Origin of the sequence: Arthrobacter jiangjiafuii (genome assembly GCF_018622995.1) — a bacterium.
Classification (GTDB): Bacteria; Actinomycetota; Actinomycetes; order Actinomycetales; family Micrococcaceae; genus Arthrobacter_B; species Arthrobacter_B jiangjiafuii.
Genome location: NZ_CP076022.1, coordinates 2,693,776 through 2,710,575, shown reverse-complemented (window position 1 = coordinate 2,710,575; position 16,800 = coordinate 2,693,776). Strand labels below are relative to the sequence as shown.

General features: G+C 67.3%; 11 protein-coding genes and 1 tRNA gene. 8 read left to right on the top strand and 4 right to left on the bottom strand.

Annotated elements, in window-relative coordinates:
• Window positions 1-91 precede the first annotated feature (91 nt).
• Both nudC and KKR91_RS12650 read left to right on the top strand, forming a co-directional pair.
• Window positions 92-1,054 carry an NAD(+) diphosphatase gene (nudC, locus tag KKR91_RS12655; protein WP_210231201.1) on the top strand — a complete coding sequence of 321 codons (963 nt, stop codon included), beginning with the start codon at window positions 92-94 and terminating at the stop codon, window positions 1,052-1,054.
• Window positions 1,051-3,168: an ATP-dependent DNA helicase UvrD2 gene (locus tag KKR91_RS12650; protein WP_237687373.1), complete on the top strand. Its 2,118-nt coding sequence runs from the start codon at window positions 1,051-1,053 to the stop codon at window positions 3,166-3,168. Before nudC ends, KKR91_RS12650 begins: the two co-directional genes overlap by 4 nt.
• Window positions 3,169-3,194: 26 nt before the next feature.
• On the opposite strand, the gene KKR91_RS12645 is transcribed toward KKR91_RS12650, so the two are convergent.
• Window positions 3,195-4,268, bottom strand: a complete 1,074-nt coding sequence (locus tag KKR91_RS12645) for a ThiF family adenylyltransferase (protein WP_210231203.1) — start codon at window positions 4,266-4,268, stop codon at window positions 3,195-3,197.
• A 157-nt stretch (window positions 4,269-4,425) separates the two neighbouring features.
• On the opposite strand from KKR91_RS12645, the gene KKR91_RS12640 reads away from it, so the two are divergent.
• On the top strand, window positions 4,426-5,067 hold the full coding sequence (locus tag KKR91_RS12640) for a M48 metallopeptidase family protein (protein ID WP_210231204.1): 642 nt from the start codon (window positions 4,426-4,428) through the stop codon (window positions 5,065-5,067).
• 105 nt (window positions 5,068-5,172) lie between these two features.
• On the opposite strand, the gene KKR91_RS12635 is transcribed toward KKR91_RS12640, so the two are convergent.
• Window positions 5,173-6,648 carry a zinc-dependent metalloprotease gene (locus tag KKR91_RS12635; protein WP_210231205.1) on the bottom strand — a complete coding sequence of 492 codons (1,476 nt, stop codon included), beginning with the start codon at window positions 6,646-6,648 and terminating at the stop codon, window positions 5,173-5,175.
• Between the two features lie 329 nt (window positions 6,649-6,977).
• On the opposite strand from KKR91_RS12635, the gene KKR91_RS12630 reads away from it, so the two are divergent.
• The 4 genes from KKR91_RS12630 (at window position 6,978) to KKR91_RS12615 (ending at window position 12,062) form a co-directional block, all read left to right on the top strand.
• Window positions 6,978-8,081, top strand: coding sequence for a YlbL family protein (locus tag KKR91_RS12630; protein ID WP_237687372.1), 1,104 nt, complete (start codon window positions 6,978-6,980; stop codon window positions 8,079-8,081).
• Between the two features lie 193 nt (window positions 8,082-8,274).
• A complete protein-coding gene (locus KKR91_RS12625) occupies window positions 8,275-11,280 on the top strand; it encodes a UPF0182 family membrane protein (RefSeq protein WP_210231206.1) in 3,006 nt (1,001 codons plus the stop codon).
• Window positions 11,281-11,355: 75 nt separating this feature from the next.
• Window positions 11,356-11,432, top strand: a tRNA-Met gene (locus KKR91_RS12620).
• 87 nt (window positions 11,433-11,519) lie between these two features.
• Window positions 11,520-12,062 (top strand): DUF6328 family protein, encoded by a 543-nt coding sequence (locus tag KKR91_RS12615; protein WP_237687371.1) that lies wholly within the window; start codon window positions 11,520-11,522, stop codon window positions 12,060-12,062.
• A gap of 123 nt (window positions 12,063-12,185) precedes the next feature.
• Here the strand turns inward: KKR91_RS12615 and KKR91_RS12610 are convergent, their stop codons facing one another.
• Together KKR91_RS12610 and KKR91_RS12605 are read right to left on the bottom strand one after the other, a co-directional pair.
• Entirely contained in the window at window positions 12,186-12,926 is a 741-nt protein-coding gene (locus tag KKR91_RS12610) for a PspA/IM30 family protein (RefSeq protein WP_210231207.1), read from the bottom strand.
• 75 nt (window positions 12,927-13,001) lie between these two features.
• Window positions 13,002-15,044 (bottom strand): TPM domain-containing protein, encoded by a 2,043-nt coding sequence (locus tag KKR91_RS12605; protein WP_210231208.1) that lies wholly within the window; start codon window positions 15,042-15,044, stop codon window positions 13,002-13,004.
• Window positions 15,045-15,300: 256 nt separating this feature from the next.
• Here KKR91_RS12605 and KKR91_RS12600 point away from each other — a divergent pair, with 256 nt between their 5' ends.
• Entirely contained in the window at window positions 15,301-16,761 is a 1,461-nt protein-coding gene (locus KKR91_RS12600; protein ID WP_210231209.1) for a S1C family serine protease, read from the top strand.
• The last annotated feature ends 39 nt before the right edge of the window (window positions 16,762-16,800 follow it).

Below are 16,800 nucleotides of genomic sequence, written 5' to 3'. Positions count from 1 at the left end.
GAGTCGCCGGATGCGTGAGCAATAACTCACGCGCGGCAGGCAGCCGGGCACCGACTACAGGTTCGAGCGCGCAAGTCAGTACGGTAGAGGCATGAGCAGCCCAGCACCGGTAGCAGTCATCCCCCCACTCGGAATCTTGCCGCTGGCCCGCACCGCCGTGGACCGCGGTTCGGACCGCCGGATCGCGGCGGATCTCTTTGAACAGATCCGTACCGGGCCCGCCACCCGGGTCATGTACATGGCCGGCGGCAGGGCACTGATCAGCGACACCGAGGTGGTGCTTTCCCCGGTGGCGGAGTCCGGCTTCGGCGCCGTTCCCGTCTATCTGGGCCGCACCCTGGCCGACGCACAGGAACCGGCCGGCACCGACGTCGTGCTGGTGACCCTGGCACAGGAGGATCCGCTGCTGGAGAACGACGGCGCCCGCTGGGCATCGCTGCGCGACGCCGCGGTGCTGCTGGGCGAACTGGACACCGCCTTGTTCGTGGAGGCCGCCGCCATTTCCAACTGGCACGCCACCCACACCCACTGCCCGCGCTGCGGAGCTCCCACCGTTCCCGAACAGGGCGGCTGGGTCCGCCGGTGCACCGAAGACGGCAGCCAGCACTTCCCGCGGACCGATCCGGCCATCATCGTGGCGATCACCGATCCTGCGGACCGGCTGCTGCTCGGCTCCGCCGCCGCATGGAAGGGCAACCGCTACTCCACGCTCGCGGGCTTTGTCGAGCCCGGGGAATCCCTTGAGGGCGCCGTCATCCGTGAGGTCGCCGAGGAATCCGGGCTGAGGGTCCACTCGCCGCAGTACATGGGCTCGCAGCCCTGGCCGTTCCCGTGTTCGCTGATGCTTGGCTTCACCGCCCGCACCGAGGACCCTGCGGCCACGCCCGACGGCGTCGAAATCTCCGATGTCCGCTGGTTCACCCGGCAGGAGCTGGGGGAGGCCGTGGCCAGCGGCGAAATCACCATTGCCGGCGGCATCTCCATTGCCCGGAACCTGATCGAACAATGGTACGGCGGCCCCATCGCCGAACCGGATGCCGGAGCCCGCGCATGAGCGCTGAAACCGTCGAATCCCGCATCCTCGCGGGCCTGGATGACGAACAGCGTGAAGTCGCCACCTCCCTGACCGGTCCGCTGTGTGTCCTGGCCGGCGCCGGCACCGGTAAGACCCGGGCCATCACGCACCGGATGGCCTACGGTGTGCACACCGGCGTGTACAAGCCCCAGCGCGTGCTGGCCGTAACCTTCACCGCCCGCGCCGCCGCGGAAATGCGGACCCGCCTTCGGGACCTGGGCGCCGGCGGGGTGCAGGCCAAGACCTTCCACGCGGCAGCGCTGAAGCAGCTGCAGTATTTCTGGCCGCAGACCGTGGGCGGCCAGATGCCTGACCTGCTCAGCCACAAGGCCCAGTTCATCGCCGAGGCCGCCCGCCGGCTGCGGCTGTCCACCGACCGGGCCGCCATCCGCGACGTCGCAGCCGAGATCGAGTGGGCCAAGGTTTCCATGCTCACGCCCGAGAGTTACGTTTCGGCAGCCAAGGACCGGGACGCCCCGGCCGGCTTTGACCACATCGCCATCTCCCGGATTTTCCAGGCCTACGAAGACGTGAAGGTGGACCGCAACGTCATCGACTTCGAGGACGTCCTGCTGATCACCGTGGGGATCCTGCAGGAAGACCCCCGCGTGGCGGCGACCGTGCGGGACCAGTACCGGCACTTCGTGGTGGATGAGTACCAGGATGTTTCCCCGCTGCAGCAGCGGCTCCTGGATTTGTGGCTCGGCGGACGCGACGAGTTGTGCGTGGTGGGCGATTCCAGCCAGACCATCTACTCCTTCACCGGCGCCACCTCCAAGCACCTCCTGGGCTTCCCGTCCCGTTTCCCGGATGCGCCCATCGTCAAGCTGGTCCGCGACTACCGGTCCACTCCGCAGGTGGTGGGCCTGGCCAACCGCATCCTGGCCGCCCGCACCGCCGAGGGCGAGCGCTCGCGGTTCGCCCCGCCCTGGCCCAAACCGCTGGAGCTGATCGCCCAGCGTCCGGCCGGTCCGGAACCCACCTTTACCGAGTGCGCCGACGACGACGCCGAGGCCGCCTCCGTGGCCGAACGCATCAAGGCGCTGATCAAGGAGGGCGTGCAGCCTGCCGAGATTGCCATCCTGTTCCGCACCAACGGGCAGTCCCAGGCGTATGAGCAGGCCCTGGCCACCGCCGGCATCGGCTACCAGCTGCGCGGCGGCGAACGGTTCTTTGCCCGCCGCGAGGTCCGCGACGCGATGCTGCAGCTGCGCTCCGCCTCCCGCTCGGTGGGCAACGAGCCGGTGCCCCAGCTGGTCCGGGACATCCTGGTGTCCCTGGGCTACACCCCGGAGGCACCGGACGGCGGTGGAGCGGTGCGGGAAAAGTGGGAGTCGCTCGCTGCCCTGGTCTCGCTGGCCGATGAACTGCACACCACCCGGACGCAGGATCCGGATTCCATCTTCACGCTGATGGATTTCGTGGCGGAGCTGGAGGAGCGCGCTGCCGCCCAGCATGCTCCCACGGTCCAGGGCGTCACGCTGGCGTCGCTGCACTCGGCCAAGGGCCTGGAGTGGGATGCGGTGTTCCTCGTGGGCCTGAGCGAGGGCCTGATGCCCATCTCCTTCGCGGATACCCCCGAAGCGGTGGATGAGGAGCGGCGGCTGCTGTACGTGGGCATCACCCGTGCCCGCGTCCATCTGAACCTGTCCTGGTCCACGGCGCGCACTCCGGGCGGCCGGGCCAACCGGAAGCCTTCCCGGTTCCTGGACGGCCTGCGCCCGCAGACTGCCCGCGACGTGCAGCGCTCGGTGGCGCCCAAGGCCGTCTCGCGGCGCAAGGCCAGCGGTCCGGCCAAATGCCGGGTCTGCGGATCCCTGCTGGAGACCGGCGCCGAACGCAAGGTGGGGCGCTGCGGGGACTGCCCCGTGACCTACGAGGAAAGCACCTTTGAGGCACTGCGGGAGTGGCGCCGCGAGGCAGCCGCGGAAGCCGGCGTCCCGGCGTTCGTGGTCTTCACCGACGCCACGCTGGTGGCCATCGCCGAAGACCGCCCGCCGTCCCTGAACCGGCTCGCCACGCTGCCCGGCGTGGGGCCGTCCAAGCTTGAGCGCTACGGCGAGGCGGTCCTGCAGGTGCTGGCCGCCAATTAGCGCTGCGGGATGGATTCCCGCAGCTGCTACGAAGCGGCCGGGGAATCCTGCAGCTGCAGCCGGCAGCCGCACTCGGGGTGAAAGCGCAGCTTTTTCAGGCCGAGGTGCCCGTCGGCAGCCCGCAGGGCCAGGACCGCCGACCAGGTGGTCGGCTGCACCACGCCGTCCAGGAAGGCCAGCACCTGCACTGCGGCGGCTCCGGCGGCCAGTACGGCGCCGGCGCCTTCCTCCCCGGCCGGCACTGCTTCGGCCCCGCCCCGGCCGAGGGCTTCGGCTGCGGCGTACCAGTTCAGGTCGCCGCCGGCCAGCGCCAGCTCCAGGCACTCGAGGCAGGGGGTGAGCCCGGGGACCACCAGCGGGCCGATGTCCACGCCCGTCTCCTGGACCGTCACCGCGAGGTGGGGGTGCTCGCGTGCCGGCCTGCCCGGAGCGCGTCCTGCTATCGGCGGTCCGCCGATGCTGACCGCCAGGTCCAGGTGCGCCGGCTGCAGGCCCGGGGTCCGGGCGGCGTTCGGCAGGACCTGGACAGTGGGGTCGAGCCGGTAGATCTGCCGCTTCACTGCCTGCGCCCGCCCCATGCCCAGGTCCGTCAGCGGGTAGCCGGGACCAATGTCGACCGGCAGCACCACACCCGGATCGGACAGGACCAGGGTGCCCACCCCGGCGGAAGCCAGGGTCCGGGCCAGCAGGGAACCGATCCGCCCCAGCCCGGAGACCTCCACTGCGGCACGTGCCCGGCTGCGCATAAACACTGAGCCGTCCAGCCGGTACGCAGCCGAAAGGCGGTCGCTGTCCCCGGCCAGCCGTTCCGAGCGCAAGCCGGGAATCGAGGGGCCGGACCGGTCCGGTGCGCCGGGGCCCGGACAGGGGAGCAGGACCGGGGCCAGGGCCTGGGTCAGCGACCTGGCACGCTGCGCGGGAACCGAACAGCGGCTGGCCGCGGCGGCCTCCGCGCCGTCGGGCAGCCCGCTGCGCAGCGCCGCGAGGAACGCCAGATCGCTATCCTGCAGTCCGCGCAGCACCAGGGCGTCCGGCCCCAGCCCGAACTGGCGGGCTGCCCGGGAGAGCTCCACCACGTGAAGCCCGGGATTGATCCTCATGTGCGAATCCTCCTGTCGGAAACCGGCCATGCCGTAGCAGCTCTCCGGCTGCGGGCCCGCCGGCCCCGGCTCCGCCATCTTGGCACCTCGGAAGGAAGCCGCTCCGGGGTTATCCACAGGCGCACGGGCCCGGCAGCGCCTCGCCTAGGGTTAAGCCATGCCTTCAGGAGATCTGCCTAGCTCGAAACACCGCGTCCAACGGCCCGCCGCCGCCGTTCCGTCGGTGACCAGCACCGGTATTCCCATTGAAGTCCGCCGTTCGGCCAAGCGCCGGCGCACGGTGAACGCGGCCTTCCGGGATGGAAAGGCCATCATTTCGATTCCGGCGCACTTCACCCACGCCCAGGAAGCCGAATGGGTCCAGCGCATGGTGGTGCGCCTGGAACAGCGCACGGCCCGCTCCCCGCTCGCGGATCCGCAGTCCGCTCCGGAAGAACTCGCCGCCCGCGCGGCCGAGCTGTCCCGGCGCTACCTCAACGGCGAGGCACAGCCGGTGTCCGTCCGGTGGGTCAGCAACCAGAACTCGCGCTGGGGGTCGGCCACGCCGGCCCGCGGAACCATCCGGCTCTCCGACAAGCTGCAGGGCATGCCCGGATGGGTGGTGGACTACGTGCTGCTCCACGAGCTGGCACATCTGATCGAGCCGTCGCACTCCGCTGCGTTCTGGCGCCTGCTGGCGTCCTACCCGCAGACGGAAACAGCCAAGGCCTACCTCTCGGGCGCGGCCTTTGCCAGCTCCCGCGGCCTGGAAGGCCCCATGACGGAAGACCAGGGAGCCGACGAGCCCCCTGAAGACTAGGCGGACCAGACGAAGCGCTACCGGGAACGACGACGGCGGCCGGGAAGGTCCGGTAAGGAACCTCCCGACCGCCGTCAGCAACACCGTCAGTTGGGCTGTTGCGGATCAGGCCTGGGGCCGGCCGCCCTCGGGCGCGTCGCCGTCGTCGTCTTTGCCGTTATCGCCGGGATCATTCCCCTCGCCGGGGGTGGTGTCGGAGCTGTCGGAATTATCGGAGCTATCCGAACTGTCCGCATCCGGCTCAGGGGTGTCGAAGTCACCGTTGAGCAGGCGCGTCAGGGCTGCATCGACGTCGGAATCGGACGCTTCGAGCAGTTCGCGGCGCTTGCTGAAGCCCTTCGGATCATCCAGGTCCTTGGATGTCGGCATGAGGTCGGGGTGCTCCCAGACGGCGTCGCGCCCTTCGATGCCCCGTTCCTCGCGCAGCTGCGACCACAGAGCAGCTGCGTCACGGAGCCGGCGCGGCCGCAGTTCCAGGCCCACCAATGAGGAGAACGTGTGCTCGGCGGGACCACCACTGGCCCGGCGGCGCCGGATCATTTCCCGCAGGGCGCCCGCGGACGGAAGGTTGACGGTGGCGGCAGCGGTGACTTCATCCACCCAGCCCTCCACCAGGGCCAGTGCCGTTTCGAGGCGCTCCAGTGCGGCCGACTGGGCAGGGGTCCGCTCCGGCTGGAAAACGCCGCCGGAGAGGGCTTCCTGAATGGACTCCGGATTGGAGGGGTCCAGGTCCCGGGCGACTTCCTCGATCTTGGATACATCGATGTGGATGCCGCGGGCATAACTTTCGATGGTGCCGAAAAGGTGCGAGGACAGCCACGGGGCATTCGCGAACAGGCTGGCGTGGGCTGCTTCGCGGACAGCCAGGTAGAGGCGGATCTCAGCCTCGGGGATGTCCAGGCCCTCACCGAATTTGGCAACGTTCGCCGGGAGCAGCGCCATGGTTCCGCCGGCCAGCGGAAGGCCGATGTCGGTGGAGCTGACTACTTCCTTGGACAGGGCGCCGACGGCCTGGCCCAGCTGGATGCCGAACATGGCACCACCCATGTTGGCCAGCATGGACGAGGCGCCACCCATCATCGCCTTCATTTCCTCGGGCAGCTGGGTCGTGATGGCGTTGGAGAGTGCCTGGGAGATGCTCACGGCCACCGGCTCGGTCAACCGCTTCCAGGAGTCCATGGTGGCCTCTACCCATTCCGCCCGGCTCCAGGCCTTGCCCAGCGCTGATGTCGTGGCAAAGTCGGTCACCGGATCGAGCCACAGCTGGGCCAGGCGCAGCGCTTCGTCCACTTCCCGGCTCTGCGCCGGCTGCACGGAGGGATCACTGTCGGTGGCGGCGACCCGGCGGGCGTTGTCCTTGGCCAGCTGCCAGTTGACCGGGCCCTCGGAGGAAGCGGTGAACATGGCCTGAACCTGCTGCATCATCATCGCCATGGCGTTGGGGTCCGAGGGCAGTCCTGCTGCCTTGGCCAGTTCCTGCGGATCCATACCGCCCGCGCCTGCTCCGCCGAAGAGCTTGGCGAGCATCTCGGAGAGCGGATCCTGGGGGTTGTCCCCGGAGTCGGAAGGGTTGGAGCTCATGGATACCACCGGTCCTGTGGAAGATTTATGTGCATAATCCGGCGCAGGCAGGGCGTTCGGTAAGGGCTCTGGCTGCTCCGGACCACGGCCGTTGCGTAACGGCCCTGGTTTCCCCACGTTACCGGCAGCTCCTGAATCCTGTCCTGCATTCGATGATCCGTTCGCTGACGGCAAAGACCCTGGGCCGCAAATCCCCGCCGCCGGAAGGCGCCGGGGCGTAGGCTGGTGGCAGTATCCGCCGTGTCAGCCGCCGCAGAGCACTGCCCGGCTTCCCGTCTCAGAAAAGGGTTGGCCGCTTGCGCCCCTCAGATCGTCCGCATGACCCTCCCGTGTCACCCGCCCCCTTCCGGGAAGCTGCTCCGTACCGGGCCGACCCGCGCTCCCGTGCAATGACGGTCTGCGCGGCGCTGGCCCTGGGTCTGGGCGCCGCCGCCCTGTTCCTGCCGGCACCGTATGTGGTGGAGTCCCCGGGCCCCACCTTCAATACGGTGGGTACCGTGAAAAACGACTCCGGCGGGGAAACGCCGCTCATCGAGATCGAAGGCCGCACCAGCTATCCCACAAACGGGGAACTGGATTTGACCACTGTCTATGTGGCCGGCGGCCCCGGCTCCAACATGGGCTTCCTGGAAGCCGTCGGCGCCTGGCTGGACCCCCAGGACGCCGTCGTTCCCGAGGAGTTCGTCTATCCGCGTGGCACTACGGGGGAGGACGTGGACGAACAGAACGCCGCAGCGATGACCTCCTCGCAGGAAGCTGCCGTCGCCGCGGCGCTGCGCGAGCTGGACATCCCCTTCACCGAGGAGCTCTCCGTAGCCGAACTGGTGGAGGGGTCCCCCGCCGCCGGCAGCCTGCAGGCAGGAGACGCCCTGGTCCGGGTGGACGGCACGGACATTGACGGGATCGATACCCTGCGCACGCAGCTGCAGGACAGCGCGGGCGAGCCCGTCGAGGTCGGGTTCCGGCGCGACGGCGTGGAGCAGTCGGCGTCGATCACCCCGGAGCAGGGGGAAAACGGCAACTATCAGCTGGGGATTTTCCTGGCCACCAGTTTCGAGTTTCCCTTTGAGGTGACCATTGCCCTGGACAATGTCGGCGGTCCGTCCGCGGGCATGATGTTCGCCCTGGGCATCGTGGACCGGCTGACCCCGGAGCAGCTGACCGGCGGAAAGCACTTCGCCGGCACGGGCACCATCGACTCGGCCGGGAACATCGGTGCGATCGGCGGGATCCAGCAGAAGATGGTGGGCGCCTCCGACGCCGGTGCGCAGTTCTTCCTGGCCCCGGCGGACAACTGCGGGGAGGTCGTGGGGAACATCCCCGACGGACTCGGCGTCGTCCGGGTTGCCACGCTGGATGAGGCACGCAGCGCGGTTCAGGCGCTCGCATCCGGCACCAATCCGGCGGACCTGCCGCAGTGCGCGGCGGGCTAGGAAGGCCCGGAATCGTGCGGGCGTCGCATCACGATCGTGAAAAGGTTCGTAGCGTCATCCCGTCCCAGTGGTCCGGCGCAACGAAGACAAGGCAGAATGAGAAATGCACGGCAACTTGCAAAGGGGACAAAAAAATGTCCATCGCATCCCATAGCAGGCACCGTGGACCGACGCACCGAACGATGAGGTAAAAGTGACTTCCGGACCAAACGGCCCATTCTCCCGACCAACCCCGCGTACGGGCACCCGCCAGGGCAACAGGCGCGGCCCCAGCCCCCTGATTGCCACCCTGATCGTGGTGGCCGTACTGGTGGTGGGCTTCGTCTACTTCTCCCAGGTGTACGCCGATATCCTCTGGTACAACCAGCTGGGCTACCTCGAGGTCTTCGTCAAGGAAAACCTGACGCGGATCGCCATGTTCGCCGCTGCATTCATCGTGATGGCCGGCTGCGTCTTCGCCAGCATCCGCGCGGCCTATGTCTCCCGCCCGGTCTATGCTCCGGACAGCGCCCTGCAGGATAACCTGAACCGCTACCAGGCCCAGCTGGAGCCGGTCCGCAAGCTCCTGATGATCGGCATCCCCGTCGTCGTCGGCGGCTTTGCCGGCACTGCAGCCATGTCCATGTGGCAGCAGGCGCTGTTGTTCTTCAACCGCCGGGAGTTCGGCCAGACCGATCCCGAATTCGGCCTGGACTTCAGCTTTTACCTCAACACGCTGCCGTTCCTGGGCTTCATCGTGGGCTTCCTGATCAGCGTCGTCGTCATTTCCGGTATTGCCGGCCTGCTCACCCATTACCTGTACGGCGGCATCCGCCTCGAGGAAAAGGGCATCTTCACCTCCCGGCAGGCACGCATCCACATTGCCGTGATCGCCGCGGCCTTCCTGCTCCTGCAGGCTGCCAACTTCTGGCTGGACCGCTTCGATACCCTGTTGAGCACCTCCGGCACCTGGACCGGCGCCCTGTACACGGACGTTGAAGCGGTCATCCCCACTAAGACCATTCTCACCGTTGCCTCGGTGATCGTGGCCCTGCTGTTCATCGTTTCCGCGTTTATCGGCCGGTGGCGCCTGCCGATCATCGGTACCGCCATGCTGATCATCACCGCCATTGTGGCCGGCGGCGTGTATCCCTGGATCGTCCAGCAGTACCAGGTCAAGCCCTCGGAGCTGAGCAAGGAATCCCCTTACATCCAGCGCAACATCGAGCTGACCCGTGAGGCCTATGGCCTGGACGAGACCGAGGTCATCGATTACAAGGCCACCGTTGAAGCCAACGCGCGGGCCCTGGAGAAAGACTCAGGCACCACGTCCAACATCCGCCTGCTGGATCCGAACGTGGTTTCCCCGGCCTTCTCGCAGCTGCAGCAGTTCCGCCAGTACTACCAGTTCCCGGAAACCCTGAATGTTGACCGCTACGAAATCGACGGCGAGGTCCAGGACACCGTGATTGCGGTGCGTGAACTGAACACCGAAGGAGTCCCCTCCGGCTGGGTCAACGAGCACATCCTGTACACGCACGGCTACGGTGTGGTTGCGGCCCGCGGCTCCACGGTCCAGGCCGACGGCAAGCCCAGCTTCATGGAATCCGAGATTCCGTCCACCGGTGTGCTTGGCACCTACGAGCCGCGCATCTACTTTGGCGAGTCCTCGCCCGATTACTCGGTGGTGGGAGCACCCGATGGATCGGCGCCCCAGGAGATCGACCGTCCGCAGACCGGCGAATCCGATACCGAGTCCCAGACCACGTTCGACGGCGAGGGCGGCCCCAGCGTGGGCAACCTGTTCAACCAGCTGGTCTACGCCATCAAGTTCCAGTCCACCGAACTGCTCCTCTCGGATGCCATCAATCCCGAGTCCCAGATCCTCTACGACCGTGATCCGCGCGAACGCGTGGAGAAGGTCGCCCCGTACCTGACCGTGGACGGCAATGCCTACCCCGCAGTCGTGGACGGCCGGGTGAAGTGGATCGTGGATGGCTACACGACCAGCAAGTACTTCCCGTACTCCACCCAGCAGGAACTGCAGGCGGCCACCACCGACTCCCTGACCACCGGCGCGGCAGCGCTGCCGGCGGATAAGGTCAACTACATCCGCAACGCGGTCAAGGCCACCGTGGATGCCTACGACGGCTCCGTGACCCTGTACGCCTGGGATGACGAGGACCCGCTGCTGCAGTCCTGGCAGAGTGTCTTCCCGTCCACGCTGAAGCCGTACAGCGAGATGTCCGCGGACCTGATGGCGCACGTACGCTACCCGGAGGATCAGTTCAAGGTCCAGCGCGAGCTCATGGGCAAGTACCACGTCACCAACGCCGATTCGTTCTACAAGAACGACGACGCGTGGAGCGTTCCGAACGACCCGACGGTGGCGAACTCCGATGTGAAGCAGCCGCCGTACTATCTGTCCCTGCAGATGCCGGGCCAGGACGAGACAGCCTTCTCACTCACCACGCCGTTCATTCCCTTCGTTTCCCCCAACGGCGAGGCCCGTAACGTGCTGTACGGGTTCCTGTCCGCCGAGGCGGATGCGGGAACCGGCGAGGCCGGTGTCAAGAGCGAGGACTACGGCAAGCTCCGGCTGCTGTCGCTGCCGACTGACACCGTGGTTCCGGGGCCGGGCCAGGCCCAGAACCGGTTCAACTCCGACCCGACGGTCTCCAATGCGCTGAACCTGCTGCGCCAGGGTGCCTCCGAGGTTATCAACGGCAACCTGCTGTCCCTGCCCGTGGGCGGCGGCATGCTCTATGTCCAGCCGGTCTACGTGCAGTCCTCCGGCGACGCGTCGTACCCGACGCTGCAGCGCGTGCTGGTCAACTTCGGTGAGAAGGTGGGCTTCGCTCCCACCCTCGACGAAGCGCTGAACCAGGTCTTCGGCGGAGACTCCGGTGCCATTACCGGCGACTCCGAGAATGTCGGGCAGACGCCGGGCACCGGAACCGGAGAGGTTCCGGGCAACACCACAGCCGAAGCCGATCTGGCCGCCGCGCTGGACGACGCCGGTGCCGCCATCCAGGAGGGGCAATCCGCACTGGCCGCGAACGACTTCGCAGCCTATGGTGCAGCCCAGGACAAGCTCAACCAGGCCATCCAGCGCGCCATTGCGGCGCAGGAAGCCATGGAAGCTGCTGCCGGAAAGACCGACGGCGGAACCACCGGTGCCACGGAGGGTGCGACTCCCGCACCGACCGAGGGCGGCTAAGGCCCGGCTCCGGCCGGGTGTTGCAGGGGCCGATTTGCAGCCGGGCCCCGCGGCGGGTAGAGTTAACTATCACGCCGCGGGGTGGAGCAGTTCGGTAGCTCGCTGGGCTCATAACCCAGAGGTCGCAAGTTCAAATCTTGCCCCCGCAACCAAATAGCAGAAAACGGGAAGTCCCGGTCAGCGATAATGCTGACCGGGACTTTCTGCATTGTGGCCGGCACCCGGCCTAGACTCCCACCATGGGCAGACGCGCAGTGCCTGCAGATAACGGCAAGGACCACACACCGGCTGAACCGGCCGGTTCGACAGTGGAGCGCAGGGAAACCGCACTGGAGAGAACCGACCGCAACTGGAACGACCTGCTGCAGGAGCTGCGGGTGCTTCAGACCGGCATCCAGATCCTCACCGGCTTCCTGCTCACCCTTCCCTTCCAGCCCCGGTTCCAGGAACTTACCCCGGTGCAGGTCCTGGTGTACCTCAGCCTGGTTCTCATGTCGGTGCTGATTACCGCCCTGCTGATGGCGACGGTGGTGATGCACCGGACATTTTTCCAACAACGGATCAAATCCGAGCTGGTGCGCAGCAGCGATGTGCTGCTGCGCATCACCATTGTCCTGGTCGGCCTGATCCTGGTCGGGACGCTGGGGCTGATCTTCGACTTGGTGCTGGGGTCCGGCGTCGGACTCATTGCGGCAGGCACCTTCACCATCGTCCTGGTGCTGTTGTGGGCGGTCCTGCCACGCCACATCCGCACGCGGGCACTGCGCCGTCGAAACGGCTAGGCCGAAACGGCTGGCCATCCTCTGGGGGAGAGGGCGACCATAAACGCCGAACGGGCGGCACCCGGTACAGCGGGTGCCGCCCGTTCGGTGCGGGAGGCGTCAGTCCGGGCCGGAGAGCAGGGACTAGTTCTGGCCGATTGCAGACTGTCCGGATCCGGCGCTCTTCAGGGCGGCCAGACGGGCCTCGACCTCGGTCTGCTCGCCCAGGTCTTCCAGGCTCTCGAACTGGGCGTCCAGGCTGGAGGCCGCAAGTTCGTTGGCTCCACGCACCCTGGCTTCCTCGCGGCGGATCTTCTCTTCGAAACGTCCCACCTCGGAGGTGGAGTCCATGACGTCGATGCTCTTCATGGCCTCGTGCATCTGGGTCTGCGCGTGCGCGTTGCGGGCACGGGCAATCAGTTCGTCGCGCTTGCTCTGCAGCTGGTTCAGCTTGCCCTTCATCTGGTCCAGGCCGGTCTTGAGCCGTTCCACGATTTCTTCCTGCGAGGCGATGGTCGGCTCGGCACCCTTGGCTTCGTTCTCCGATGCCATCTGCCGCTGGATGGCCACCTTGGCAAGGTTGTCGAACTTCTGTGCGTCAGCGGTGTTGCCGGCGGCACGGAATTCGTCGGCCTTCCGGGAAGCGGCCAGCGCCTTGTTGCCCCAGTTTCGCGCGTTCTGGATGTCCTCGTTGTAGTCATCCTGCAGCATGCGCAGGTTGCCAATGGTCTGGGCGACGGCGCTTTCGGCCTCAGCGATGTTGTTGCTGTAGTCCCGGACCATCTGGTCCAGCATCTTCTGCGGGTCCTCGGCCTGGTCGAGGATGGCGTTGATGTTGGCCTTGGCCAGCTGGGTGATACGTCCAAAGATTGACTGCTTTACCACGGTGTCTGCCTTTCGATTGTGCGAACTGGACCTGCTGAAAAATCTCATTGTCGTGCCTCGTGCCGCATGCCTTGCCTAGAAGCTTCCGCCGCCGCCACCGAAACCGCCGCCGCCTCCACCGCCGCCGAAGCCGCCGAAGCCGCCCCCGCCCCAGCCGCCGCCTCCGCCTCCGCCGCGGAGGATGGAGTCGATGAGGATACCGCCCAGGATGGCACCACCCAGACCGGAACCACCGCCGCGTCCGCCGTACATGCCGCCGCCGCCGAAGCCGCCGCCCATCCCGCCGAACCCATCGACGTCCTGCTGGGCCATATCCGCTGCCTGCGCCGCCAGGGCATTGGCCTGCTGGGCGTAGGCCAGCGCGCTGACCGGGTCCGAGGACTGCAGGGCAATAGCCTGCTGGAGGTTACGCTCGGCCTCCGCAAGCCGGGTCCTGGCCTCGCTGCCGACACCGCCCCGGCGGGCGCGGATGTAGTCGGAGGTGCCGGAAATCTGAGCCTGCGCAGCCATCACGGCGTGCTGCAGGGAATCCCTCGCCCGCCGTTCCTGTTCCTGCTGGTCCCGGATCCCTTCCAAGGCGGTGTCCAGCTGCGCATTGGCTGCTTCCAACCGGCGGAGCAGGTCCACGGGGTTGTTCCTGACCGTTGCCTCCCGCTCAATGGCGGCCAAGGCTGCCTCCACGCCGGCCACCGGGCCGGCCAGGCCGGCGTTGGCGCCGTTGGCTGCGACGGCGCGGGCCTGCGCCAGGTCCTGCCGGGCATCGGCAACCGCCCGCTGCAGTTCGTTCCGGGCGGAGTCCAGTTCACGGCCGGTTCTTTCGATCGCGTCCAGCAGCACGTTGGACTGGTGGACGCTCTCCTCGGCGGCCCGGACTGCCACCACTGCTCCGGCCGTGTCGCCTTCATCTAGGCGTACCTGCGCTGTGGAAGCGGCGTTCTCGACGAATTCCAGCCGTTCGCGGGCCTGCTCGATGTTGTCGGAGATCTGGGTGATCGCGGAATCCGCGTAGCGCTGGCGCAGCTCGGCAAGGGACCGTTCCGCGGCATCGAGCCGTCCGCCGGCGGACTGACCGTTCCGGCGTGCCTCGGCGACGGCGGCGGGAGCGTTCTTCTCCAGCTCCCGCAGCGCGTCGAAGTCTTCCTTGTGTGCCTGCAGGGACTGGTTAACTGCCTCGCACCGGCGGATGATGTCCTTCAGCCAGCTGCGCTGCTGCGCCTCGGTGTCGGGAATATGGTCATCCAGCTGCTGCTGCATCTTGAACGATTCGCTCATGTGGTTCTTTGCCGCGGCCAGGTCCTCGGTGAAGGTCTTCACCGCCTCGTCTCCGTAGGAGGCCATCGCGAAGGCGAGCTCCTGCTCGCTGGACTTGATGGCGTCGTCGGCCGCCACCAGCAGACTCCCTGCCCGCTTGCGCAGGTCAGCCACGCTGAGTTCGTCCAGCGGATCAACGGGCGGGGCGGGCTCGCCGCGGGCGGGGCCGGCGGTAACGGCGCCCTTGCTGCGGCTGCGGAAGAACAGGAAGGCTGCACCGCCGCCCAGCAGCACGATGCCGCCGATCAGGAGGACCGGCGCCAGGCTGGCTCCGCCGCCGGAACCGCCAGCGGAACCGCCACGGGAATTGCCGCTGCGCCCGGATTCGAGGGCGCCGGCTGCACTGACCGCTGCCGCAGCCCAGTCTTCGGAGCTGATGCTCTCCTTGCCGAACAGCTCGTCGGTGGCTGCTTCGACCACCGCATTGCCCTGCTCTTCGGTGAGCGCGGAGCCCTCGGGTACCGAAACCCGCAGCTCCCGGCTGTCAGTGGCGATGCTCAGCAGCACCTCGCGGGCGCCCATATTCTCGCGCTCCACCACCTCCTCGCCCCAGGCAACGGGATCCGAGGGATTCGTGAACTCATCCACATAGACCACAAAGAGGGTGTAGCCGCTGTCCTGTCGTGTTTCCGTGATCGCTTCACGGACCTCTGCGGCGTCGGAACCCAGCACAGCGGCGTCGTCCACCACGAACTGTCCCGGCGGGATGGTTACCGGGGGCACTGCCGTGGCGGCGGTGGCCGAACCCGTCAGCACCGCAATACTCAAACCCAGTACGGCAGCTAGCCGCTTGGTCTTCAACCGCATAAATTGTCCTCAGGTTCCTCGTGGCGTCTGACGATCCGCTGCGTTCTGCCGGGGCCCGGGGCTCCCTTTCGGGCGGGCCGGCACGTGGTTTGATTCTATGGTTCGCCTGATAGCCAGTCCACCACGTCCGCCGCTGCTGCGCTTTCGGCTAACTCTCAGGAACCGTTCAGGAACCTCTGGCGCAGGTCACAGAAAGTGCTGTCATAGTTGAGAAAGCACAACTTCGACGCGCATACCGATGTGGAAAGGACAGCACATGTCTGAGCAATACGGGGGCACCGACGGCCCGCAGCGTCCGCTGCCGCCCCAGCCGCCTGCCCCTCCTGCCTCATCCAACCCTGCCTCAGCCAATGACGGATCCGCAGGGGACAGCGCGCACGATCGCCAGACGCAGCAGTTCCCGGATCCCGCGTCGCCCTCAGGGCCCGCCCATCCGGGCGCACAGCCGCAGCCCCAAAACCAGCCGTTCTACGGTTCGGGCCAGGGGCAGCATCAGTACGGAACCCCCGGCTACGCCCCTGCCACGGCATCGGCTCCCCGCCGCTTCGGCGCCGGGACCCTGGTGGCCGGGATGCTGCTTGCAGGGCTCCTGGGCGGCGGTGTCGCGGTCGGTGCCGATGCCCTGCTGGATAACGATTCCCAGGCCTCAAGCTCCGGCCAGCCCCGGTCCGTGGTGGTCAACAACGAAGACAGCGTCAACGCCGTCACGGCGGCAGCAGTGAAGGCTTCCCCGAGCGTGGTCACGATCGATGTCTCGGCCAGCGGCGGCTCCGGCACCGGCTCCGGGATCATCCTGGACGACGACGGACATATCCTCACCAATACCCACGTGGTCACGCTGGGCGGAACGGTGGCTTCTCCGACCATCGAAGTCCAGGACAACGAAGGGCGCGTGTTCGCTGCCACCATCGTGGGCACCGACCCACTGTCCGACCTGGCCGTCATCAAGGTCGACGCCCCCAACCTCACCCCCGCAACCCTGGGGGATTCGGACGACCTCAACGTCGGAGATACCGTTATTGCCATCGGAGCCCCCTTGGGTCTTGCCGGGACCGTTACTGACGGCATTGTCTCCACCCTTAACCGCACCATCAGTGTGCAATCCTCGGCGGCACCCGAATCGGAGTCGGACGGGTCCGGCGAGGATGACGGCAACGGCTTCCGCTTCGCACCCCCGGACGGCTCAAGCCAGAGCCAGACCAGCGCCAGCAACTCCATTTACCTGGACGTCATCCAGACGGATGCAGCCATCAACCACGGAAACTCCGGCGGCGCCCTGGTGAACACCAGCGGCGACATCATCGGTGTCAACGTCGCCATTGCCTCCGCCAGCGAGGAAAGCGGCAGTATCGGCGTCGGGTTTGCGGTGCCGATCAGCTATGCCGAGCGGGTGGCGCAGGAGATCATCCGCGACGGTTCGGCCACGCACGGCTTCCTCGGTGTTTCGGTCACCCCCGCCACGGCCTCCGATTCCTCCACCTTCACGGTGGGCGCTGAAGTGGCCGAGAACCCCGCGGCCGGCACCCCCGCCGCGCAGGCCGGCCTGAAAACCGGCGATGTCATCACCGCGGTGAACGGCATCCCCGTCACCGACGCACAGTCGCTGACGGCCGCCATCCGGATGCAGGCAGCGGGCAGCAAAGTCACCATCGACTACGCCCGCGGGACCAGCACCGACAGCACGGATGTGACGCTGGGCAACTCAGCCGACCAGTAGCAGCGCACATCCAAGACGGCACAGGGACTGCCTTCCTCA